The sequence below is a fragment of the Bacillus sp. mrc49 genome, from assembly GCF_002803435.1.
This window is the reverse complement of the sequence record NZ_PHNG01000700.1, coordinates 1-22,704: the sequence shown is the minus strand read 5'-3', so window position 1 is coordinate 22,704 and position 22,704 is coordinate 1. Positions and strand designations below refer to the sequence as shown.

Below are 22,704 nucleotides of genomic sequence, written 5' to 3'. Positions count from 1 at the left end.
AAGGGCCATCGCTCAACGGATAAAAGCTACCCCGGGGATAACAGGCTTATCTCCCCCAAGAGTCCACATCGACGGGGAGGTTTGGCACCTCGATGTCGGCTCATCGCATCCTGGGGCTGTAGTCGGTCCCAAGGGTTGGGCTGTTCGCCCATTAAAGCGGTACGCGAGCTGGGTTCAGAACGTCGTGAGACAGTTCGGTCCCTATCCGTCGCGGGCGCAGGAAATTTGAGAGGAGCTGTCCTTAGTACGAGAGGACCGGGATGGACGCACCGCTGGTGTACCAGTTGTCTTGCCAAAGGCATAGCTGGGTAGCTACGTGCGGACGGGATAAGTGCTGAAAGCATCTAAGCATGAAGCCCCCCTCAAGATGAGATTTCCCATGGCGCAAGCTAGTAAGATCCCTGAAAGATGATCAGGTTGATAGGTCAGAGGTGGAAGCGTGGCGACATGTGGAGCTGACTGATACTAATAGATCGAGGACTTAACCAACGCTTTTAAAAAAATGAAATACCTTCTTATTATCTAGTTTTGAAGGAACAACGTTCCTGATATGTTTGGTGGCGATAGCGAAGAGGTCACACCCGTTCCCATTCCGAACACGGCAGTTAAGCTCTTCAGCGCCGATGGTAGTTGGGGGTTTCCCCCTGTGAGAGTAGGACGCCGCCAAGCCATTATAAAAAAGATCAGCCACCTTGGCTGGTCTTTTTTCGTTAATCGACGATTTATCGTTTATGGAAACTTTTATATAGAGACATACACGTATTGAAAATCTCCATCATACATTGTTAAAAGCAGCCCCGGTTCTCTTAAACTATTTAAAATCGAAGTATGTGAACGATGGTTTTTGGGGAGAATGCAGGTATGGAGGTGGAGATGTTGGGGACAACAAAAACCAAAACGACGGCAGGGGAAACGTGCGTGGTGTGTGAACAAATAAAAGGAATGGGGATACACGTATATACGACTTTCATTTGTGAGGAATGCGAAAGGGATATGATCGGTACCGATACAAATGATCCGAGGTATAAATATTACTTAAAGCAATTAAGAAAAATCACCAATCCTGAAATATTTTCATGAGAGGCTAGGTATGGAAAGTTGAAGAGTCAGAGAATGAAGAAATGGACTGTCTCTTCATTCTCTGACTCTTTTTTAGTACTTTAGCAGAATGCTTGATGACTTGGCCTGGTCGCAGGTAAGGGGCAGGGATTTCCCGTTTAATCGCCAGAGGAGATAAATTTGAACTTATTTGATAAAATGAAAAAATAATAGGATTTGAGGGAAGATAATAAATGAATCAATCACAGACACCATTGTTCGATGCAATGAGTGCTTTTTATAAAAATGAACCAATTTCCCTCCATGTCCCCGGACATAAAAATGGACGGGTATTTAGTGAAAAGGGACAAGCGTTATATAACCCCGTGCTCGGGATCGATGCTACGGAGCTAAACGGTTTAGATGACCTCCATGCTCCTGAGGGCGCCATTTTAGAGGCCGAGCAGCTGCTTGCCGATTTATATGGAGTGAAGAAGAGTCATTTTCTGGTCAACGGGTCTACCGTGGGTAACATGGCAATGATCCTTGCGGCATGCCGCGAAGGAGATAAGGTACTTGTCCAAAGGAACTGTCATAAGTCGATTTTACATGGCCTGATGCTAGCCAATGTTCAGCCGATTTTTCTGCGGCCGGTTTTTTATGAGGAGTGGGGGGTCGCTGGAGGCATAGCACCAGAATTGATTGCAGAAGCTTTGCGTGTCCACCCGGATGCCAAGGCAATCGTTTTAACTTATCCGAATTATTATGGTTTAGGCGAGGATATGGGCGAAATGGTAAAGCTTGCCCATCAAAGGGGGATACCGGTGCTTGTGGATGAGGCCCATGGCGCTCACTTTCAGTTAGGAGATCCGTTTCCCGATACGGCTCTTAAGGCCGGCGCAGATGCCGTCGTTCATTCTGCACATAAAACATTGCCGGCCATGACCATGGGGTCATATCTGCACCTCCATTCAGCTTACATTGATGCTGATCAAGTATCCTTCTATTTGCAGATGCTCCAGTCGAGCAGCCCATCCTACCCCATCATGGGGTCGCTTGACTTATCCAGGGCCTACCTCGCCTCTTTCACCCCAGATGATAAAAAAGAGCTGAATAGAAAAATTGAGGAGTTCAGGGGGGGATTGGACGCCCTGCCATCAATTAAAGTGATGGAGGCGCCAAAGGGGACTTTTTGCGACCCATTGAAAGTGGTCATCCAATCAAAAAATGGTTTAAGCGGTTTTGAATTGCAGCGGTTATGTGAAGCAAAAGGAATTTTTGCCGAATTGGCTGATCCTAATAATTTGCTGCTGATTTTACCTTTATTGAAGATGGGTGCCGAATTTCCTTTTCATGAAATCATTGAAAATATATACAACGCGACCATAGGCAGAACGGGCAAGAGCATGCCCATTCAAATGGATAGTTGGCATGCTGGAAAGTCAATGACAGGTCTTGAAATGCCATACTCGCTCATGAAACAAAGAAAACCGAAATCGGTTGAGTTCAGGAAGTCCATAGGGAAAGTGTCGGCTGAGATGGTCATTCCGTACCCTCCGGGGATCCCTTTAATTATGTCCGGGGAAATGATCACTGCCGAGCATGTATCGAGCTTGAAGGGACTGCTGTCGCTAGGAGCGAGGTTCCATGGCGGTTCCTCTCTGGCAAATGGTGAATTATTCGTTTATGAAAGCGGACAATCAGGTTAAAATGATATACTACAAACAAAGAACCTTGGAGGTACATCGATGAAGCGTGGCATTTTTATAACAATGGAAGGGCCCGAGGGTGCTGGGAAAACGACGATTACCCAAATGCTTGGCAAGGCCCTGCAAGAAGAAGGCTATCAAGTCCTGTTAACGCGCGAGCCAGGCGGGGTTCCCATTGCGGAGCAAATCAGGGAAGTCATTCTCAATAAAGAAAATACAGCTATGGATCCTCGAACAGAGGCTTTATTATATGCAGCGGCAAGACGCCAGCATTTAGTGGAGGTGGTCATGCCGGAGCTGGATCGAGGCGGCATCGTCCTCTGTGACCGATTTATCGATAGCTCTCTGGCCTATCAGGGACATGCAAGGGGCTTGGATATAGAAGAGGTTTACAGTATCAATAAATTCGCAATCGGAGGCATGATGCCCGACGCCACGTTCTTTTTCAATATCGACCCAGAAGAGGGATTGAGGCGCATTCAATCCAATGGGGAGCGAGAAGTGAATAGGCTCGACCTTGAAGCGCTGGATTTTCATAAGAAGGTTTGCGAAGGCTACCAGCTCATCATGAATAGATGGAAAGATCGCTTCATCATCGTGGATGCAGGACGGACAATCGAAGAAGTTTTTGAAGAAACGAAAGCCGGCTTATTAAACCTCCTGAAAGAGTCGGGAAGGTAATCATATTCGTTTCCAGATTATTCAACGGAATACTATTCCAGTCAATGACTAGTTGCTATAATAGAGGTAGAAAAAATTCAGAGTAACCGGAGGGTGATAAGAATGAAAATGATCATTGCTGTCGTTCAAGACAAAGATAGCCATCGGCTGCTGAATGAATTAGTGGAAAATAATTTCGGAACGACCAAGCTTGCCAGCACTGGCGGGTTTTTAAAATCGGGCAATACGACTTTCATGATCGGCACGGAGGATGAACGGGTTGATCAGGCCATTCAGATCATCAAGCAGAACTGCCAGTCACGCTCCCAACTAGTATCACCGGTTTCACCGATGGGCGGCAACGCCGAGTCCTATGTACCTTACCCAGTGGAGATACAGGTAGGCGGTGCGACCATATTCATTTTGCCTGTTGAAAACTTTTTACAGTTTTAATGGGTAGATGCTTGGAGGTCCATAATGAAAATCAACCATGAAATCCCTATTAAGCTGGATAAGACACGCCAAGATGCCAAACAGTTCCAGTCTGCAAATGGAAGGTTTCAGCAAATGGTCCAGACACAGGATCAAAAGATGCAAATTCAAACCTTGAACCGTTTGATAGGTGATATTGAAGGGGCGGGGCAGCGTTTAGTTCGGTCACGTACCTTTAGGGAATTGGCAAAATATAAGGCGTTGGTTAAACGGTTTGTAAAAGAAGCGGTTGAATATGGATTGGAGCTGAAGCAATCCACTAGCTGGAACCAATATGGTCAAAGCCGGCCATTGAAAACCGTGGAAACGATAGATGCAAGATTAGTTGAGCTAAGTGAGGAAATTCTCAATAAAGAGAAAGGCTCGCTTGAAATATTGGAAATGATAGGTGAAATTAAAGGTCTACTGATTAATCTATATACTTAAGTGAGTTGATGGTTTTGGATAAAACATGGCAGGATATGAGCCGAATTCAGCCGCAGGTGATGACCATGCTGCAGAATAGCATAATGAAAGATAGAGTGGCACATGCGTATTTATTTGAAGGGGAAAAAGGCACGGGTAAACAGGATATAAGCAATGCATTTGCCAAAAGCTTACTTTGTGAAGCCCCCACAGCAGGTTACGAGCCATGCGAAACTTGCCGGAATTGCAAACGGATTTCAAGCGGTAATCATCCAGACGTCCATTTAATAGAAAAAGATGGCCTCTCCATCAAAAAGGAACAAATCAAAGGGCTTCAAGAGGAATTCTCGAAAAAGAGCGTGGAGGCAGATCGCAAGGTTTATATGATTGCCGATGCGGACAAAATGTCGGTGAGTGCCGCCAATAGTCTATTGAAATTCTTGGAGGAGCCCTCGGCCGACACCGTTGCGATATTGATGACCGAACAGATTCAAAGAATTTTGCCGACGATATTATCAAGATGCCAAGTGATTTCGTTCAAGCCATTATCCCCGGAGAATGTGAAACGGAAGCTGATGGAACAGGATTTGGAGCCGCAGCTCGCCTCGGTTATTGCACATATAACACAGAATGTGGAAGCGGGAATCGAGCTTAGCCGTGATGAATGGTTTGTACAAGCTCAAAAAATAGTGGTAAAATTGTATGAAGTGCTAAAACTTAATTCCTTGAAGGCATTGTTGTACCTTCAAACGGATTGGTTCACACACTTTAAAGAAAGAGAACAGGTTGACAGAGGTCTTGATTTGTTACTTCTTATATATAAGGATTTATTATACATTCAGTTGGATAAAAAGCACCTTGTTGCATTTCAAAATAAGCTGAAGGAATTTGAAACTCACGCTCTTCATCTTTCCTCAAGACGCCTTGCCGAGCATATGGCGTGTATCTTGGAAGCAAAAAGAAAGCTGATGTCCAACACGAATCCACAGCTGTTGATGGAACAGCTTGTGCTGAATTTGCAGGAGGGATCATGATTTGTATGATGTTGTAGGTGTCCGTTTTAAAAAAGCGGGCAAAATATACTACTTTGATCCGGGTGAATTCGCTATTCCTAAGGACGATTTTGTAATAGTGGAGACTGTCCGCGGCGTTGAATTCGGTAAAGTTGTTACAGCCCGTAAGCAAGTAGATGAAAACGATGTTGTCCTGCCATTGAAAAAAGTACTTCGGGTAGCTGACGCGAAAGATAAGCTGATTGTCGATGAGAACAAGGCTGCTGCAGAAGAGGCTTACTCAATATGTTGTCAGAAGGTCATTGAGCATAAGCTGGATATGAAGCTAGTAGATGTCTCCTATACATTCGACAGAAATAAAGTCGTGTTTTATTTTACAGCGGATGGCCGCGTGGATTTCCGTGATTTAGTCAAAGATTTAGCTGCCATATTCAGAACTCGGATAGAGCTGCGCCAAATTGGGGTTAGGGATGAAGCAAAAATGCTTGGTGGCATCGGGCCTTGTGGCAGGATGCTTTGCTGCTCCACATTTCTTGGGGATTTTGAACCAGTTTCGATCAAAATGGCGAAGGATCAAAATTTATCATTAAACCCTACAAAAATCTCAGGATTATGCGGTCGGTTGATGTGCTGTCTGAAATATGAAAATGACGAGTATGAAAGTGCGAAGGAAATGCTTCCTGATTTAGGTGAAATGATTAATACGCCTGGTGGCAAAGGCAAGGTAGTGGGGCTTAATATTCTAGAACGCGTACTTCAGATTGAACTAATCGAGCAGGAAAGAGTATTAGAGTATACTCTAGATGAGATTCTAAAAGAGGGAGCCGTTTCTATTCAAGCCACAGATTATTAAGGTGGTGGGAGAGCGTGGATAAGAAAGCTATTTTTGAGTCGGTGACCAATATGGAAACCCAGATAGGCCAATTATATAAACAGCTTGGGGAATTGAAGCAGAACCTGGCTGAAATCCTTGAGGAAAACCAGTCGCTCAAGCTGGAAAACGAGCACTTGCGTCATCGGTTAGGCCTTGCGGAAGTCGAAACTGCGCCTGCTGCGGTAAAGATGAAGCAAAAAGTGAAAAATCGCACCGCTAGTACGGACAAGGTTATGGATATCGGGGAAGGCTATGATAATTTAGCCCGTATCTATCAAGAGGGTTTCCATATTTGTAATCTGCATTTCGGCAGTTTACGAAAAGAAGGAGATTGCCTGTTCTGTTTATCGTTTTTAAACAAGAAGTGATAATGGAATAATATAAAAGAATGCTCCATCTCTTTTAAAGTGATAGATAGACCGTTTACAATATATAGTGATTCGGGGTCTGACGCATACTATGGGTCAGGCCCCTTTTTGTACGAGATGAAAGTCGAAGCATGGAACCTGGACATGCTTTTTCCATACATAATTAGGAGGGTAACAGCAATGGTGGAACTTAAAGGCGATGAACGCCTCGATTATCTATTGGCTGAGAATTTAAGGATCATCCAGAGCCCATCGGTGTTCTCATTTTCATTGGATGCCGTTTTATTATCAAGGTTCGTGAATGTCCCGATCCAAAAAGGGAAAATTGTCGACCTTTGTTCGGGGAATGGCGTCGTGCCCTTATTGCTGAGCACAAGGACGAAAGCGGCAATTACAGGCGTCGAGATTCAAGAGCGGTTATATGACATGGCCCAGCGAAGCATGGACCATAATGGCTTATCCTCCAGGATCGAGATGATCCATGGGGACATCAAAGAAATGCCGGAACAGATCGGTTATAGCAAATATGACGTGGTTACTTGCAATCCCCCTTATTTTCCAACGCCATCGATTGAGGAAATCAATAAAAATGAACATTTTGCCATTGCCCGGCATGAAATCATGTGTAATCTAGAAGACGTCATGCGCGTTTCCAGTCAATTGCTGCGTCAAGGGGGCAAAGCCGCTTTTGTTCATCGGCCGGGCCGCCTGATGGATATCCTGCATTTCATGAGGAAGTACAGGATCGAACCGAAACGGCTTCAATTCGTTTATCCCAAAAGCTCAAAGGAAGCCAATACAATTCTTATTGAGGGGATAAAGGATGGGAACCCTGATTTGAAGATTCTGCCTCCGCTAGTTGTATATAGTGACGAAAATGAGTATAATCCGGAAATCAGAAGGATTTTATATGGAGAAGAATGAACATTATTTTTATGTCGTAAAGTGCAGGGACGGCAGCTATTATGCTGGTTATACAAATGACTTGGAGCGAAGGATCGCTGCCCATAATCAAGGCAAGGGGGCAAAGTATACACGAGGACGCACCCCGGTTGAACTGATTCATCGTGAAATATTCGAAACACAGACATTGGCCATGCAGGCCGAATATAAATTCAAGCAATTGTCAAGAAAGCAAAAACAAATGTGGATGGCGAAGGGAGATATATGATATGTGGCAGCAAAAGAGTTTTGAAAAAGAAGGATTGGAGCCAGCCCTGTATCTGGTCCCTACACCGATAGGGAACCTTGAGGATATGAGTTTCCGGGCTTTAAGGATCTTAAAGGAAGCGAATGTCATTGCTGCCGAGGACACAAGGAATACGAAGAAATTATGCAATTACTTCGAAATTACGACACCTATCGTCAGCTACCATGAACATAATAAGGAATATAGCGGGAAGCAGATGCTAGAGAGGCTGCGGTCAGGAGAGGTCATCGCTTTGGTAAGTGATGCCGGTTTACCTACGATTTCTGATCCTGGATACGAACTGGTCAAGGATGCAATAGCCGAGCGGTTTAAAGTCATCCCGCTCCCGGGTGCAAACGCTGCATTAACGGCATTGATTGCATCAGGGCTCACGCCGCAGCCCTTTTACTTTTATGGATTTTTACAGCGCGGAGCTAAAGAAAAGAAGCGGGAGCTGGAAAAGTTAAAAAAGATGGAATCGACTTGGATCATATATGAATCACCGCATCGCTTAAAAGAAACTTTGAAGCATATGCAGGAAGTACTCGGTGACCGTCGGATTGTATTGTGCCGTGAATTAACCAAGAAATTCGAAGAATTCATTCGGGGGACGATAAGTGAAGCGCTGACTTGGGCGATGGAGTCCGAAATTCGCGGTGAGTTCTGTTTAATAATCGAAGGCGGGCAATTTCCGGACGAAGAGGCTTCCGAAGCCTGGTGGGCGGAACTTGATTTAGTCGGGCATGTCAATCATTATATAGAAGCCGAGCAGTACACTTCAAAGGACGCCATCAAGCAAGTCGCAAAGGATCGCGATATCCAAAAACGAGATGTATATCAAGCGTATCACATTGATGGCGAGGATAAATGAGCAAAAAAAACTTCCGGGGTCCGGAAGTTTTTTTGTTAGGCAATTATTTAGAAGTCGTGAAATTTTGTTGAATTTCTTGGATAAGCAATTCAGCGCCTTCACGGCTAAGGATCAATTTACCGTTTGCAAGTGTAAGGTTGTTATCGGAAACTTCACCTGTAACTTGGCAAGTCATGTTTGGTTTGTATTTTTTCAAGATGATGCGCTCGTCATCAACGTAGATTTCAAGAGCATCTTTCTCAGCGATTCCCAATGTACGACGAAGCTCGATTGGAATAACGACCCGGCCTAATTCATCAACTTTACGAACAATACCTGTAGATTTCATTATAGAATTTCTCCTCTCAGATTACAATCTAGTACCCTATTTCTATTTTTTTCGCCATTATTCGACAAATTTTTTTATAAACTTATAATACCAGCCATTCCCATATTCGTCAATGATTTATTTTCATTTTTTTGTAAGAAAAGAGCATGACTGCATTTCCATGGTTCAAAAATGGTTTTAATGAGCAAAAACTGGATATGTCCTCATCATTTAGTAGTTCATCAGCTACAAAAAACTACGCATGTCACCACAATTCGACAAAAGACTTCTTTATTATATGATTAAATGCATTTTAGTTTCAAAGCATAAGTTCTCAGTTAAGGATAATTTCCAGAGAAAGCTTTCAAATATGTGATATGTTGCACAAAAAAAGATTTTTAGGTATATTTTGTGGAGGTAAGAGGTAATGCTGACAAAAAGGAAGTTACCCCCCTTAACATTATTTTTAAAGACATCGATTCTAACGATTATAATTCCACCATCATGAGGATTTGATTTGTGATTATTGTCGCGCAGAATCGCATATAGCGTTAAAATAGAGATAATTACTTTTAATATAGTCTGATGGCTTTGGCAAGTCGCATAGCCAGTTTTCCAAAAGATGAGGAGGGAACCAAGTGAAAGATAAACTAAAAACATTTTATATCACGACACCCATATATTACCCGAGCGGTAATTTACATATAGGGCACGCGTACACGACAGTGGCAGGTGATGCCATGGCCCGCTATAAAAGGATGCGGGGCTTTGATGTGATGTATCTGACAGGGACTGATGAACACGGCCAAAAAATCCAGCGTAAAGCAGCTGAAGAAGGAATCACCCCACAGCAATACGTGGATAACATCGTAACGGGGATTAAAGAGCTATGGGAAAAGCTTGATATTTCATATGATGATTTCATTCGGACGACGGAGGATCGCCATAAAGAGGTAGTAGCCAAAATCTTCAAAAGGCTGCTTGACCAGGGCGATATCTACTTGGACCAATATGAAGGCTGGTATTGTACACCTTGTGAATCCTTCTTCACGGAACGTCAGGTAGAGGAGAGCAATGGGAACTGTCCGGACTGCGGCAGACCTGTTGAAAAAGTGAAAGAAGAATCATACTTCTTTAAGATGAGTAAATATGCAGATCGATTATTGAAGTATTATGAGGAAAACCCTGATTTCATCCAACCGGAATCGCGTAAGAACGAAATGATCAATAACTTCATTAAACCAGGCTTGGAAGATCTGGCCGTTTCGCGCACTACGTTCGATTGGGGCATCAAGGTGCCAGGAGATCCAAAGCACGTCATTTATGTATGGATCGATGCCTTGACCAATTATATAACGGCCTTAGGATATGGAACGGACAAGGATTCTAAATACTTGAATTATTGGCCCGCTGATGTACATCTGGTCGGAAAGGAAATCGTTCGTTTCCATACCATTTACTGGCCAATCATGCTGATGGCCCTTGATGTACCGCTTCCTAAGAAAGTCTTTGCCCATGGCTGGCTGCTCATGAAAGATGGGAAGATGTCCAAATCAAAAGGGAATGTGGTCGATCCCGTTACCTTGATTGATCGTTACGGCTTGGATTCCTTACGCTATTACCTATTGCGTGAAGTTCCCTTTGGTTCTGACGGTGTGTTCACTCCTGAGGGGTTTGTCGAACGAATCAACTTCGACCTGGCTAATGATCTAGGCAATTTGTTAAACCGAACGGTGGCAATGGTCAATAAGTATTTTGATGGTGTGATCCCGAGCTATCAAGGATCGAATCGTGAATTTGAAAAAGCCTTGCTGGAAATGAATCATGATACGGTTGGCAAGTATGAGGAAGCGATGGAGAACATGGAGTTTTCAGTTGCGCTGACGTCCATTTGGCAGCTTGTGAGCAGGACGAACAAATTCATTGATGAAACACAGCCATGGTCGCTTGCCAAAGATGAAGCAAGAAAAGAAGAGCTGGCCAGTGTTATGGTTCATTTAGCGGAATCTTTACGCAGGACGGCCATCCTTTTGAAGCCTTTCTTGACGCAGACGCCGGAAAAAATCTTTGCCCAGCTTAGCATCCAGGATGAAGTGTTAACTTCATGGGATAGCTTAGCGGAGTTCGGCCAAATCCCTGCGGAAACGAAAGTGTTGAAGGGCGACCCGATCTTCCCTCGTTTGGACATGGAAGAGGAAGTTTCATATATTAAAGAGCAAATGCAAGGCGGTGCCGAGAAAGCGCCTGAAAAAGCGGAAGAGCCCATTCCGGAGGTTGATGAAATCACGATAGATGACTTTACGAAAGTGGAGCTTCGTGTGGCCCAGGTCATCGAAGTAGAACCGGTGAAGAAGGCGGATAAGCTTCTGAAACTGCAGCTTGATTTAGGCTATGAGAAACGCCAAGTCGTATCTGGCATTGCCCAGCACTATAAACCTGAAGATTTAGTAGGTAAAAAAGTGATATGCGTAACGAATTTAAAGCCTGTTAAGCTTCGTGGCGAGCTCTCTCAAGGAATGATTTTGGCTGGCAGTCAGGAAGGCAAGCTCTCGGTGGCTACAATAGATTCATCGATTCCAAATGGTTCAAAAGTGAAATAAACCCTCAAAAAACATAAAGGTGTTTCATATGAAACATTTTTATGTTTTTTTCTTTATGGTTTTGGAAAAAGTAAATAGGCCTGCATTTACCCGTTGTAATCTTTTTGTTATCTAATTGTGAAACATAATACATTCATTCTTAAATAAAATAGTGCTAGAAAGGAAGAGTAAAAATGTTATTTGATACACACGTTCATGTAAATGCGGAACAGTTCAACGAGGATCTCGAAGAAGTCATTGAAAGAGCCAAGGAAGCTGGAGTGAATCATATGGTAGTGGTTGGCTTTGACAGGCCAACCATTAAAAGGGCGATGGAATTGGTGGAAGTTTATGATTTCATGTATGCCGCAGTCGGATGGCACCCTGTGGACGCCATAGATATGACCGAAGACGACTTACAATGGATCGAGGAGCTATCCAGTCATCCAAAGGTAGTGGCCATTGGAGAAATGGGGCTTGATTACCATTGGGATAAATCGCCTAAGGATGTACAAAAAGAGGTATTCAGGAAGCAAATCCGATTGGCGAAAAAAGTGGGGCTGCCCATCATCATTCATAATCGCGAAGCGACGGCGGATATCGTGAACATCTTGAAGGAAGAAGAGGCCTCCAGTGTGGGCGGCATCATGCATTGCTTTAGCGGGAGCGCTGAAACGGCCTTGGAATGCATAGAGATGAATTTCTATATTTCGTTGGGCGGCCCCGTGACCTTTAAAAATGCCAAAAAACCAAAAGAGGTAGCAGCTGCCGTGCCTTTGGACCGTTTGTTGGTTGAAACGGATTGTCCCTATCTGGCACCTCATCCTTTTAGGGGGAAACGTAATGAACCCTCTTATGTGAAGTTGGTCGCCGAACAGATTGCGGAAATCAAACAGCTAACGATAGAGGAAGTTTCCAAGGCAACGACGGAAAATGCCAAGAAATTATTCGGCATTAACTGACAGTATTTTTGACAATTTCTATCGGGGTTCGCTAGCGAAAATCGCGATTTTTGAGATTTCAACAAATCTCACTCCCCCAATGGGCTTATTATGTCGAGAAGTCGCCCTTTCCTTTTGATTCCGGACTATGCATAATAGGTAGTAATTTCCTGAATGAGAAGTGAATGGGTTGACAGCTTGATAACTAAGTCTATATAATCACCGGGAGGAAGGAGGAGTTTTTCATTCTATTAAATACTATGAAAAGCCTTATCCCCAAACAGCTTGGGAAGAAGAGAATGGCAATGGCCATATGCAGTGCAATTCTTGTTTCCGCAGCATTGGGATTACTAATCCATCAAGGAACAAAGCATACAGTCACGATCATGCTAGACGGAAAAAAAGAGGTAGTGCGGACACACGCATCTACTGTAAATGATATTTTGAAAGATTTAGAGATTACCGTTCAAGCCGCGGACTATGTCCACCCATCAAGGGACAGCAAGGTGGGCGACAATTCAGAGGTTGTCTACAAGCCGGCGCAAAAAATCGTCATGAATCAGGATGGTGAAACCGAGGAAGTTTGGTCAACCGCTGATACGGTAGACGAGTTCTTGAAAGAACAAGATTTGGATGTGAAGGAACAGGATAAGATCACGCCCTCAAAAGGTACGAAGCTAAAAGAGAATATGGAAGTTGCCATAGACAAAGCCTTTGCACTGAAGTTAGTGGTGGGCGGTGATGAAAAAAAGGTATGGTCAACTTCGACTACTGTCGCTGACTTTTTAAAGCAACAAGGAGTAAAACTCAATGATTTGGATCGAGTTGAGCCAGAACTAGCCGAGAAAGTTGAAGCTAAGAATACGGTAAACGTAATTCGAATTGAAAAAGTCACCGATGTAGTGGAAGAACCAGTTGACTTTGCTGTCATTACGAAAAAAGATGACTCCTTATCAAAAGGGAAAGAGAAAATTGTCAAAGAGGGAAAAGACGGACTCGTTTCCAAGAAATTTGAAGTCATTAAAGAAAATGGCAAAGAAGTCAAAAGAGAATTACTTTCAGAAAAAATCGTGAATAAAAAGCAGGATAAGGTTGTAACGGTCGGAACGAAAACGACAGTTGCCCAAGCATCACGCGGCGTAACCAACGTCAGTTCACCCAATGGGAAAGAAATATACGTTTCATCAACTGCTTATACAGCCAGTTGCAAGGGTTGTTCAGGTGTCACGTCCACAGGCGTGAATCTCAAGAGTAATCCCGGTGCGAAAATCATTGCTGTCGATCCAAGCGTAATCCCCTTAGGGTCGAAAGTCTATGTAGAGGGCTATGGCTATGCAGTGGCTGCTGACAAAGGCGGCGCTATCAAGGGGAATAAGATAGACGTTTTCTTTTCTTCAAAAAATGACGCCTACCGTTGGGGTGTAAAGCAAGTTAAGATTCGCGTATTGGACTAATATGGTTTCTCTCGCAGGAGATGAATTCGTCTCCTGTTTTTTGACGTTTTATTTTCCATTTGTTGAAAAACCTCATGTAAAACTGTTTTAATAAGATAGACGTAGCAAAAATCGCTTAAGATGTAATATGTGTTTTTATTTCATAAATGATGCTGGCTGGAATCATTGTCATTGTTCCGCAAAATTTCTTCTGCAAATGGGGAGGCATCACCGGTGACCCAGATGCATGTATCGATAGCGATCCAAAGCGCATGCGCTTTTCTGTATGGAGGATAAGGATAACATGAAAAAAATTAAAGAAATCATTGTTGTAGAAGGTAAGGACGATACGGTAGCGATAAAAAGGGCCGTTAATGCCGATACAATAGAAACGAACGGCTCAGCTGTGGATGAGGCGTGTATTGAGCAGGTCAGGCTTGCACAAAAGACGCGAGGTGCGATCATTTTCACAGATCCTGATTTTCCTGGTCAAAAAATCAGGAATATCATTTCGGAACAGGTAAAAGGGTGTAAACATGCCTTTTTAACGAAGAAGGAGGCCATCCCTAAGTCAGGCAGGGGAATAGGCGTGGAGCATGCATCGCCTGAGGCGATCCGTAATGCTTTGAAGGATGCACAATTAATGGATGAAGAGGCTTCGGAAGAAATTTCACAGCAGGATTTGATAGATGCAGGTCTAATAGGAGGTTCCGGCGCCAAGGAACGAAGGGAAAGACTTGGAACCATCTTGAAAATCGGATTCACGAATGGAAAGCAGTTATATAAGCGACTGAAAATGTTCCAAATATCAACCGAGGCTTTTGCTGAAGCAATGGTACAGATCAATCAGGAGGAAAACCATGAATAAGGATATTGCAACACCCGTCAGGACCAAGGATATATTGAAAAAGTACGGATTCTCCTTTAAAAAGAGCTTAGGCCAAAACTTTTTAATCGATACGAATATCTTGAAGCGCATCGTCGATCATGCCAGTTTGACCGAGGAAAGCGGCGCCATTGAAATCGGCCCGGGAATCGGCGCTTTGACGGAACAACTTGCGAAAAGCAGTAAGAAGGTTACGGCATTCGAAATCGATCAGCGTTTGCTGCCGATCTTATCGGATACACTTTCTCCTTATGACAATGTGAACATCATTCACGGAGATGTTTTAAAGGCGGACGTGAAGAAGGTCATTGAGGAAGAATTCGCTGGCTTCTCGGATTTGATGGTTGTGGCCAATTTGCCGTACTATGTGACGACGCCAATCATTTTAAAGCTATTGTCCGAGAATCTTCCGATCAGGGGCATCGTGTGCATGCTGCAAAAGGAAGTGGCTGATCGAATTGCCGCTAAACCTGGTACAAAGGAATATGGTTCCTTATCGATTGCGATTCAATATTATACGGAAGCGGAGACCGTGATGATCGTTCCCAAAACGGTATTCATGCCTCAGCCTAATGTCGATTCAGCTGTCATTCGTCTTACTAAGCGGGTTAAACCTATCGTTGAGGTTCTTGATGAGGATTTCTTCTTCATTGTCACGAGGGCCAGCTTCGCACAGCGCCGGAAAACGATATTAAACAACTTAACCAGCCAGCTGCAAGATGGAAAAGCGAAAAAGGAACTCATACTTGCTGCTCTAGAAGCAGCGGAAGTCGATCCGACCAGACGTGGTGAAACATTGAGCATAGAAGAATTTGGCCGCTTGAGCGATGCACTACTGCCAAACTTCAAATAAGGATATTGGAAAACCGGAATGGGGTCACTCCCAGCTTCCGGTTTTTTTGTTTTGACCGGTGGCCCGCGCGAATGAAACCTGACGATGAAGATGATCAATCCCCAACTTTCACCATTCAAGATTGGCTTGCATAACTTAAGAATGAAAATAAACTAGGGCGGGCTGAAAATAAGTCTTCTCATGGGGTGGGGCCATGAATATTCAAATTAACGATATTGTCGGTCGGGTTTCCTATAAATGCGATGTGCTGTTCCGGGTAATCGATATTCGTGAGATTGCCGGAAGACGTGAAGCAGTCCTTTATGGGGAAGATATCCGGCTGATCGCAGATGCACCTTTTCAAGATTTAATGATCATTAATGATCATGAAAGAAATGATCGACAAAGGTCGAATGAGGCACTTCAAGAGCAATCTTACCGTTTATTAACACAAGATCTTGAGCTGCAGCAGCAAAAAAACGGCTATCAGTCCAGTAATGGCTATCGCTATAGCGGTGAATACTTTCAAATACCAGGCAGGGTGCTCCATGTTGATGGAGATGCTTCTTACTTAAGGAAATGCCTCGATCTATATCAAAAATTCGGCATCCCGGTCAATGGCGTTTATTGCAATGAAAAGGAAATGCCCCAAAGGATCGGGGGACTGCTGGACCATTACAGGCCGGATATCCTTGTTGTCACCGGGCATGACGCCTATTCAAAATCAAAAGGGCCGATGTCCGATATCAATGCATACCGTCACTCAAAGGACTTTGTCCAGACAGTTAGGGAAGCAAGAAGGAAGGTTTCACATTTAGACCAGCTGATTATATTTGCCGGGGCGTGTCAATCTCATTTTGAATCACTCATCCAAGCTGGGGCGAATTTTGCAAGCTCTCCATCGCGTGTTAACATTCATGCTCTTGATCCTGTGTATATTGTCGGAAAGGTGAGCTTCTCTCCTTTTACCGAGAATATTCATGTATGGGATGTGCTAAGGAATACGTTAACGGGCGAGAAGGGATTAGGCGGGGTAGAGACAAGAGGGGTGTTACGGACCGGACTTCCTTTCAAGCCATTTCAGGAAGAATGAGCGAGCTGCATTTTTAAAAGAATGCAGCTTGCTTTCATCGTATCAGGATTCGGATATCCTCTTAAGGAATCGGTTATTTAGCGATATGTCGACAAAATATACGGTTATAATTACGAAAATTCGGCTGATTGAATAAGGTGATAGTTCGTTTACATAATTTTTCATTTCCCAGGATATAATAAAATTGTTCAGGATTTTGCCGAATTTCAGGTAAAAATATATTGACTACATTTTTAAGTGCTGATATAATTTATTATTTTGTTTGCGTATATATGTAAATTGTGATATACTTAACTTAGTGAGGTGGACCGAAAATGCCAAAAACTCTAGCTGATATTAAAACTGCACTTGATTCAAACCTAGGCAAAAGATTGCTCTTAAAAGCAAATGGTGGAAGAAGAAAGACTGTAGAACGTTTTGGAATTTTGGCGGAAACTTATCCGGCTGTTTTTGTAATTGAGCTCGACCAAGATGAAAATGCGTTTGAAAGAGTATCTTACAGCTATGCGGATGTTTTAACGGAAACCGTAGAACTAACATTTTTAAACAAACAACAAGAGATGTAACTTAGACGAAGCAGCGGACATGTGTTTGCTGCTTTTTGTTTTGGCCTGGAAGGACAATCGATTTTCATAAAAGGTGTAATGAAATAACGTATGATGCAAACACTAGGCATGTGACAGCATGTGAAAGGGGTCGTTTCGCTTGAGCAGGAGAAAAGGGATTATGTCAGATGGTCTTAAAGAAGAATTGGCAAAAGAACTTGGATTTTACGATGTGGTCCAGAAAGAAGGCTGGGGAGGAATCCGGGCCAAGGACGCAGGGAACATGGTGAAGCTTGCTATCGAAAAAGCACAACGTCAATTGGTGAACAAAGAATAAGCTGAACACTAAATTGCAACATGCTGTCACTCTTTAAAGAAGCCGGGCTCCCGTTACAATGTATAGCACGATTCATTTTTGCTTACATTGTAGATAAGGAGTCCGGTTTTTTATGTATCGTAAGGGCTGTATGAATATTATTGTAAGCAGGGAGAAGCTTCTCGCCCATATGCCTACTGCATGTGTCCATTCGCCTCTGAAGGTCGATCTTCGCTTCAATACATTGAAATTACGATGAAAAAACCTTTAGAATATAAACAAATATGATAGAATAGGACAAGAACTTTTAAGAACGTTAAAGTAGGTGGACATATTGAAGCTTATGGAAAAAGCCCCGGCTAAGATTAACTTGGCTTTGGATGTGCTTTTCAAACGGCCTGACGGGTATCATGAGGTGGAAATGATCATGACGACAGTCGACCTTGCCGATAGAATTGAACTGAAGGAAATAAAGGGAAACCATATACAGATTCTATCCCATAATCGATTCGTTCCGGATGATCATCGGAATTTAGCTTACCAAGCCGCATTTATTCTAAAGGAACGTTTTGGGATCAATAAAGGTGTTTCTATAACTATAGAGAAAAATATTCCTGTAGCAGCTGGACTTGCCGGGGGGAGCAGTGATGCCGCAGCTACCTTGAGAGGCTTAAATAGACTGTGGAAGCTTGGGCTATCCATGGATGAGCTTGCGGAAATAGGAGCGGAAATTGGCTCTGATGTATCCTTTTGTGTCTATGGGGGAACGGCTCTGGCCAGAGGGCGCGGGGAAAAAATCACGCATCTGCCGGCACCGCCGAAATGCTGGGTCATTTTAGCCAAGCCGACAATCGGCGTTTCCACGGCTGATATATACAAAAGGCTCCAAATTTCAAAAATGGATCATCCGGATGTGCCTGGAATGATCTCGGCGATCAAGGCAAACAGTTATCAGGATGTATGCGACGGGTTGGGCAATGTTCTCGAGCAAGTGACATTGCAGTTATATCCGGAAGTTGCAAATATTAAAGATCAAATGAAGACATTCGGAGCAGATTCGGTCTTGATGAGCGGAAGCGGCCCTACCGTTTTTGGTTTGGTGGAACATGACTCGCGCATGCAAAGAATATATAACGGCCTGCGGGGATTCTGTGATCAAGTCTATGCGGTCCGTTTATTGGGCGATCGAAACAATCTTGAATAGAAACGTACATTAGTGGTATAGTTGCTATATAATATTCGGAATTCACAAAGGGGGTGTCTCAATGAAATTTCGTCGCAGCGAGAGGCTGGTCGATATGACCAATTATTTATTAGAACATCCAGGAGAACTTGTCTCGCTGACTTATTTTGCTGAAAGGTATAGTTCGGCAAAATCCTCGATCAGTGAAGATTTGACAATCATCAAGGATACCTTTGAACAGCGTGGGATCGGATCTTTAACGACCGTTCCGGGTGCGGCAGGCGGCGTGAAATATATCGTATCCATCAAGGAAGGCGAAGCAAATGCCTTCATTGACGAATTATGCGAAACGATTGCCAGCCCTGAAAGGCTTCTTCCCGGCGGCTATCTGTATATGACAGATATATTAGGGCATCCGCAAACCGTGAATAAGGTTGGCAGGATCATCGCTTCCATGTATGCCAGGAAAAATGTTTCGGTCATCATGACCATGGCAACCAAAGGGATATCATTGGCCTATGCCGTAGCAAATTATTTGAACGTGCCGGTCGTCATCGTTAGAAGGAACAATAAAGTGACGGAAGGTTCTACAGTGAGCATCAATTATGTATCAGGCTCTTCGAAGAGAATTCAGACGATGGTACTTTCGAAACGAAGTTTGGTTGAGGGTTCGAATGTATTGATTGTGGATGATTTCATGAAGGCTGGAGGCACCATCAATGGTATGGTCAGTTTATTGGATGAATTCAAGGCAACAGTGGCCGGAATTGCGGTGCTGGTTGAATCCGAGCATACCGAGGAATGCCTTGTCGAGGATTATGTATCCTTAATCAAGTTGACACAGGTAGTAGAAAGAGACAAAAAAATCAATGTCAGCCGTGGAAATTATTTTTCTAAAAAGGGATAGGGGGAATCATTTCATGAAAACGATACATACGAATGAAGCACCGGCAGCGATCGGCCCATATTCACAAGGCGTGATCGTCGATAAGTTATTTTTCAGTTCAGGGCAAATTCCGCTTACTGCGACTGGTGAAATGGTGACGGGTGATGTCAAGGAACAAACTCATCAAGTGTTCAAAAACCTTCAAGCCGTGTTGAAAGAAGCGGGGGCATCCTTGGAAACGGTCATCAAGGCCACTGTATTCATTAAAAGCATGGACGATTTCGGTTCGATCAATGAAGTATACGGAGAATATTTTTCAAGTCACAAACCTGCCCGTTCTTGTGTCGAGGTTGCACGCCTCCCTAAAGATGTACTGGTGGAAATAGAAGTGGTTGCGCTCGTTAAATAACGGGCGTTTTTTTGCTTTTTAGGGGCATACGTAGTGGGTATTTTTCCTGTAATATCAGGGGAGTTTCTATTATTTTTGAAAACTAGGCTGAATTTTCTAAAAAACTTACAGATAATAGAAGGAGTTCACGTTTTTTTGTTGAATATGTACTTTAAGTTTTAACAACAACAAAAAGGGATGGTGAGCTTAAATGGAAGTAACTGACGTAAGATTACGCCGCGTGAATACGGATGGTCGTATGAGAGCTATCGCATCAATTACATTGGATAATGAATTTGTGGTTCATGATATTCGTGTAATCGACGGAAACAATGGTTTATTTGTAGCAATGCCAAGTAAACGAACTCCTGATGGAGAATTCCGGGATATCGCTCATCCAATCAATTCCTCGACACGCGGTAAAATTCAAGAAGCTGTCTTGACAGAATATCATCGATTGGGAGAACTTGAAACTGAACTAGAGGAAGCTGGAGCTGGGGCTTCTTAATCAACCTTACTTTTAACATTGAAATGTAAACTCGTGCATCTAGAGCCTACTTCATAAGTAGTGCTCTTTTTTAGTTTATTCCAAAGCGCAAGATCCAGAACCGTCCATTCGTCCGCAAAGTTCTGTGTTGATTGGATTTGTTTGGAGATATTTGCGGTGGTTCTTCAGCATTCATATACCCAATCTTTTTATTTTTCAAACCTTTTTAATGATGCCATTTTATTGGGGATAGGGCCTATCCCTTTCATAAAAATGAGCCGAGCAACCTCATATCGTCATGTGGATGACTGAAGATGCGGTGCCGCTTAAAGATGCCCTTATAGGGCATGATGGCGAACGGGCCATTTTTGGCAATAATGGGTTGGGAAGGGCTTTCCGGGAGGGGAAGGCTCGGTTTCTGTATGATTATGGTCATGAAAATGTGCGTCCAACAGGAATTTAACCTTTTTTCAAAGATTTCAAGGCAGCTAAAAGGAATATCCAAAAGCTGTTTGGTTATCGGAAATCGAATGTTTTCTGTTTCAAGCGGTTGACAATAATATGTACTTTTAATTGTTGCCTTGAAATGAATCACTATTTGAGATAATATTTTTAGTGGATAAAAAGGTGAAAATGGAGGCCTGTTATGAGTAATCGCTATGCAATAATTTTGGCCGCTGGGCAAGGTACAAGGATGAAATCTAAGCTTTATAAGGTTTTGCACCCTGTTTGCGGGAAACCAATGGTACAACATGTTATCGATCATGTCAATCAACTTCAAATAGAGGATATTGTAACAGTCATCGGCCATGGAGCTGAAAAAGTTCAAGAGCAGCTTGGCGATTCATGCAAGTATGCCCTGCAAGATCAGCAATTAGGTACAGCACATGCTGTAATGCAAGCAGAGAGCGTATTATCCGGTAAAAGCGGAACGACCCTTGTAATTTGCGGCGATACGCCTTTGATCAAAGCAGAAACGATGGAAGAGCTCATAGCATTGCATGAGCGGAGTCAGGCGAAAGCAACAATCTTAACGGCATATGCAGATAATCCGACTGGCTACGGAAGGGTCCTTCGCGGTGAAGGCGGACTTGTAGAAAAAATCGTCGAGCATAAGGATGCCTCTGATGAAGAAAGATATGTTAAGGAAATAAATACCGGTACATATTGCTTCGACAACCAAGCATTGTTTAGCGCATTGAAAAAGGTTTCAAATGAAAATGTCCAGGGCGAATATTACCTCCCGGATGTTATTGAAATTCTAAAACAAGAAGGCGAAACAGTGACGGCATTCCAATCCAGCGATTTCGAGGAGACATTAGGGGTAAATGACCGTGTGGCTTTATCGCAGGCTGAGCAGATCTTACGGAAACGCATCAATGAATCGCACATGCGAAATGGTGTAACGATCATCGACCCATTGACGACTTTCATTGAAGCTGATGTGCAAATCGGACAGGATACGGTCATTAAACCTGGATCATGCATCAAGGGAAACAGTGTGATCGGCCAAGATTGCATAATCGGTCCGAATACGGAAATCAGTGATTGTGAAATTGGTGATGGAACGGAGATCTTTCAATCGGTCGTGCATGAAAGCAGCATCGGAAGTGCCGTTAAAATCGGGCCTTTCGCTCATGTTAGACCTCATTCGGATATTCACGATTCCGTTAAAATTGGTAATTTTGTCGAAATTAAAAAGGCCGTTTTCGGAAATGGAAGCAAAGCCTCGCATTTGAGTTATATCGGTGATGCAGAGGTTGGAGAGAATGTTAATATCGGCTGCGGATCTATTACCGTGAACTACGACGGCAAAAATAAACATTTGACGAAGATTGAGGACAACGTCTTCATAGGCTGCAACTCTAATCTTGTTGCACCTGTGACAATTGGAGAAGGGGCATATGTGGCTGCAGGGTCAACCATTACGCAAGATGTACCGCAGGAAGCCTTGTCAGTTGCACGGGCTCGTCAAGTCAACAAAGAAGATTATGTGAAGAATTTAAAATTCAATAAATAACCGACGGAGGTCATCATGTCAAATCAGTATTTAGATCCTAATTTAAAAGTATTCTCGTTGAATTCAAACTTTGATTTAGCTCAAGAAATTGCAGCTGCAATCGGTGTTGAACTTGGAAAATGTAGCGTAACCAGTTTCAGTGACGGTGAAGTTCAGATTAATATTGAAGAAAGCATTCGTGGCTGTGAC

At 43.3% G+C, this 22,704-nt stretch carries 27 protein-coding genes and 2 rRNA genes; 28 read left to right on the top strand and 1 reads right to left on the bottom strand.

Features of this window, described 5'->3' with window-relative positions:
- The 13 genes from CVN76_RS16545 to rsmI all read left to right on the top strand — a co-directional run.
- Positions 1-489, top strand: a 23S ribosomal RNA gene (locus tag CVN76_RS16545); the annotation flags it as partial.
- 64 nt (positions 490-553) lie between these two features.
- Positions 554-669, top strand: a 5S ribosomal RNA gene (rrf, locus tag CVN76_RS16540).
- 192 nt (positions 670-861) lie between these two features.
- Positions 862-1,080 carry a sigma factor G inhibitor Gin gene (locus tag CVN76_RS16535; protein WP_081092550.1) on the top strand — a complete coding sequence of 73 codons (219 nt, stop codon included), beginning with the start codon at positions 862-864 and terminating at the stop codon, positions 1,078-1,080.
- Between the two features lie 212 nt (positions 1,081-1,292).
- On the top strand, positions 1,293-2,747 hold the full coding sequence (locus CVN76_RS16530) for an aminotransferase class I/II-fold pyridoxal phosphate-dependent enzyme (RefSeq protein WP_100532177.1): 1,455 nt from the start codon (positions 1,293-1,295) through the stop codon (positions 2,745-2,747).
- 39 nt (positions 2,748-2,786) lie between these two features.
- Positions 2,787-3,428, top strand: coding sequence for a dTMP kinase (gene tmk / locus CVN76_RS16525; protein ID WP_100532176.1), 642 nt, complete (start codon positions 2,787-2,789; stop codon positions 3,426-3,428).
- Positions 3,429-3,530: 102 nt separating this feature from the next.
- Entirely contained in the window at positions 3,531-3,860 is a 330-nt protein-coding gene (locus tag CVN76_RS16520) for a cyclic-di-AMP receptor (protein WP_061144049.1), read from the top strand.
- A gap of 24 nt (positions 3,861-3,884) precedes the next feature.
- Positions 3,885-4,325, top strand: coding sequence for a YaaR family protein (locus CVN76_RS16515; RefSeq protein WP_061144048.1), 441 nt, complete (start codon positions 3,885-3,887; stop codon positions 4,323-4,325).
- A 14-nt stretch (positions 4,326-4,339) separates the two neighbouring features.
- Positions 4,340-5,338 carry a DNA polymerase III subunit delta' gene (gene holB / locus CVN76_RS16510; protein WP_100532178.1) on the top strand — a complete coding sequence of 333 codons (999 nt, stop codon included), beginning with the start codon at positions 4,340-4,342 and terminating at the stop codon, positions 5,336-5,338.
- Between the two features lies 1 nt (position 5,339).
- Positions 5,340-6,170 carry a PSP1 domain-containing protein gene (locus CVN76_RS16505; RefSeq protein ID WP_061144047.1) on the top strand — a complete coding sequence of 277 codons (831 nt, stop codon included), beginning with the start codon at positions 5,340-5,342 and terminating at the stop codon, positions 6,168-6,170.
- Positions 6,171-6,184: 14 nt separating this feature from the next.
- Complete coding sequence (gene yabA, locus CVN76_RS16500) at positions 6,185-6,559, top strand: DNA replication initiation control protein YabA (protein ID WP_061144046.1); 375 nt, start codon at positions 6,185-6,187, stop codon at positions 6,557-6,559.
- A 180-nt stretch (positions 6,560-6,739) separates the two neighbouring features.
- On the top strand, positions 6,740-7,483 hold the full coding sequence (locus CVN76_RS16495; RefSeq protein WP_100532175.1) for a tRNA1(Val) (adenine(37)-N6)-methyltransferase: 744 nt from the start codon (positions 6,740-6,742) through the stop codon (positions 7,481-7,483).
- Entirely contained in the window at positions 7,470-7,730 is a 261-nt protein-coding gene (locus CVN76_RS16490) for a GIY-YIG nuclease family protein (protein ID WP_100532174.1), read from the top strand. The genes CVN76_RS16495 and CVN76_RS16490 overlap by 14 nt, the downstream gene beginning before the upstream one ends.
- 1 nt (position 7,731) lies before the next feature.
- Positions 7,732-8,619: a 16S rRNA (cytidine(1402)-2'-O)-methyltransferase gene (gene rsmI, locus CVN76_RS16485; RefSeq protein WP_100532173.1), complete on the top strand. Its 888-nt coding sequence runs from the start codon at positions 7,732-7,734 to the stop codon at positions 8,617-8,619.
- 43 nt (positions 8,620-8,662) lie between these two features.
- Here rsmI and CVN76_RS16480 read toward each other — a convergent pair whose 3' ends face one another.
- Complete coding sequence (locus CVN76_RS16480; protein ID WP_057915383.1) at positions 8,663-8,947, bottom strand: AbrB/MazE/SpoVT family DNA-binding domain-containing protein; 285 nt, start codon at positions 8,945-8,947, stop codon at positions 8,663-8,665.
- Between the two features lie 617 nt (positions 8,948-9,564).
- Between CVN76_RS16480 and metG the strand changes: the two genes are divergently transcribed.
- From metG to CVN76_RS16405, 15 genes are all read left to right on the top strand, one after another.
- Positions 9,565-11,526, top strand: coding sequence for a methionine--tRNA ligase (gene metG, locus CVN76_RS16470; protein WP_100532172.1), 1,962 nt, complete (start codon positions 9,565-9,567; stop codon positions 11,524-11,526).
- Between the two features lie 173 nt (positions 11,527-11,699).
- Complete coding sequence (locus tag CVN76_RS16465; RefSeq protein WP_100532171.1) at positions 11,700-12,467, top strand: TatD family hydrolase; 768 nt, start codon at positions 11,700-11,702, stop codon at positions 12,465-12,467.
- A gap of 239 nt (positions 12,468-12,706) precedes the next feature.
- Entirely contained in the window at positions 12,707-13,900 is a 1,194-nt protein-coding gene (locus CVN76_RS16460; RefSeq protein WP_100532170.1) for a G5 and 3D domain-containing protein, read from the top strand.
- Between the two features lie 283 nt (positions 13,901-14,183).
- Positions 14,184-14,747: a ribonuclease M5 gene (gene rnmV, locus CVN76_RS16455; RefSeq protein WP_100532169.1), complete on the top strand. Its 564-nt coding sequence runs from the start codon at positions 14,184-14,186 to the stop codon at positions 14,745-14,747.
- Positions 14,740-15,618, top strand: coding sequence for a 16S rRNA (adenine(1518)-N(6)/adenine(1519)-N(6))-dimethyltransferase RsmA (gene rsmA / locus CVN76_RS16450; RefSeq protein ID WP_100532168.1), 879 nt, complete (start codon positions 14,740-14,742; stop codon positions 15,616-15,618). Before rnmV ends, rsmA begins: the two co-directional genes overlap by 8 nt.
- A 193-nt stretch (positions 15,619-15,811) precedes the next feature.
- On the top strand, positions 15,812-16,690 hold the full coding sequence (yabG, locus tag CVN76_RS16445) for a sporulation peptidase YabG (protein ID WP_061144037.1): 879 nt from the start codon (positions 15,812-15,814) through the stop codon (positions 16,688-16,690).
- Between the two features lie 314 nt (positions 16,691-17,004).
- Complete coding sequence (gene veg / locus CVN76_RS16440) at positions 17,005-17,256, top strand: biofilm formation stimulator Veg (RefSeq protein ID WP_061144036.1); 252 nt, start codon at positions 17,005-17,007, stop codon at positions 17,254-17,256.
- Positions 17,257-17,395: 139 nt separating this feature from the next.
- Entirely contained in the window at positions 17,396-17,572 is a 177-nt protein-coding gene (locus CVN76_RS16435) for a protein sspF (RefSeq protein WP_155645575.1), read from the top strand.
- A 313-nt stretch (positions 17,573-17,885) separates the two neighbouring features.
- Positions 17,886-18,755 carry a 4-(cytidine 5'-diphospho)-2-C-methyl-D-erythritol kinase gene (gene ispE, locus CVN76_RS16430; RefSeq protein WP_061144034.1) on the top strand — a complete coding sequence of 290 codons (870 nt, stop codon included), beginning with the start codon at positions 17,886-17,888 and terminating at the stop codon, positions 18,753-18,755.
- A 61-nt stretch (positions 18,756-18,816) separates the two neighbouring features.
- Entirely contained in the window at positions 18,817-19,641 is an 825-nt protein-coding gene (purR, locus tag CVN76_RS16425; RefSeq protein ID WP_061144033.1) for a pur operon repressor, read from the top strand.
- 13 nt (positions 19,642-19,654) lie between these two features.
- A complete protein-coding gene (locus tag CVN76_RS16420; RefSeq protein ID WP_100532167.1) occupies positions 19,655-20,029 on the top strand; it encodes a RidA family protein in 375 nt (124 codons plus the stop codon).
- Positions 20,030-20,219: 190 nt separating this feature from the next.
- Positions 20,220-20,516 carry a septation regulator SpoVG gene (gene spoVG, locus CVN76_RS16415; RefSeq protein WP_034316332.1) on the top strand — a complete coding sequence of 99 codons (297 nt, stop codon included), beginning with the start codon at positions 20,220-20,222 and terminating at the stop codon, positions 20,514-20,516.
- A gap of 283 nt (positions 20,517-20,799) precedes the next feature.
- Complete coding sequence (locus tag CVN76_RS31075; protein WP_157805683.1) at positions 20,800-20,958, top strand: hypothetical protein; 159 nt, start codon at positions 20,800-20,802, stop codon at positions 20,956-20,958.
- Between the two features lie 183 nt (positions 20,959-21,141).
- Positions 21,142-22,515 carry a bifunctional UDP-N-acetylglucosamine diphosphorylase/glucosamine-1-phosphate N-acetyltransferase GlmU gene (gene glmU / locus CVN76_RS16410; protein ID WP_100532166.1) on the top strand — a complete coding sequence of 458 codons (1,374 nt, stop codon included), beginning with the start codon at positions 21,142-21,144 and terminating at the stop codon, positions 22,513-22,515.
- Between the two features lie 15 nt (positions 22,516-22,530).
- Positions 22,531-22,704: ribose-phosphate pyrophosphokinase-like domain-containing protein (locus CVN76_RS16405; RefSeq protein WP_198512584.1), on the top strand; the 174-nt coding region annotated here is incomplete at its 3' end.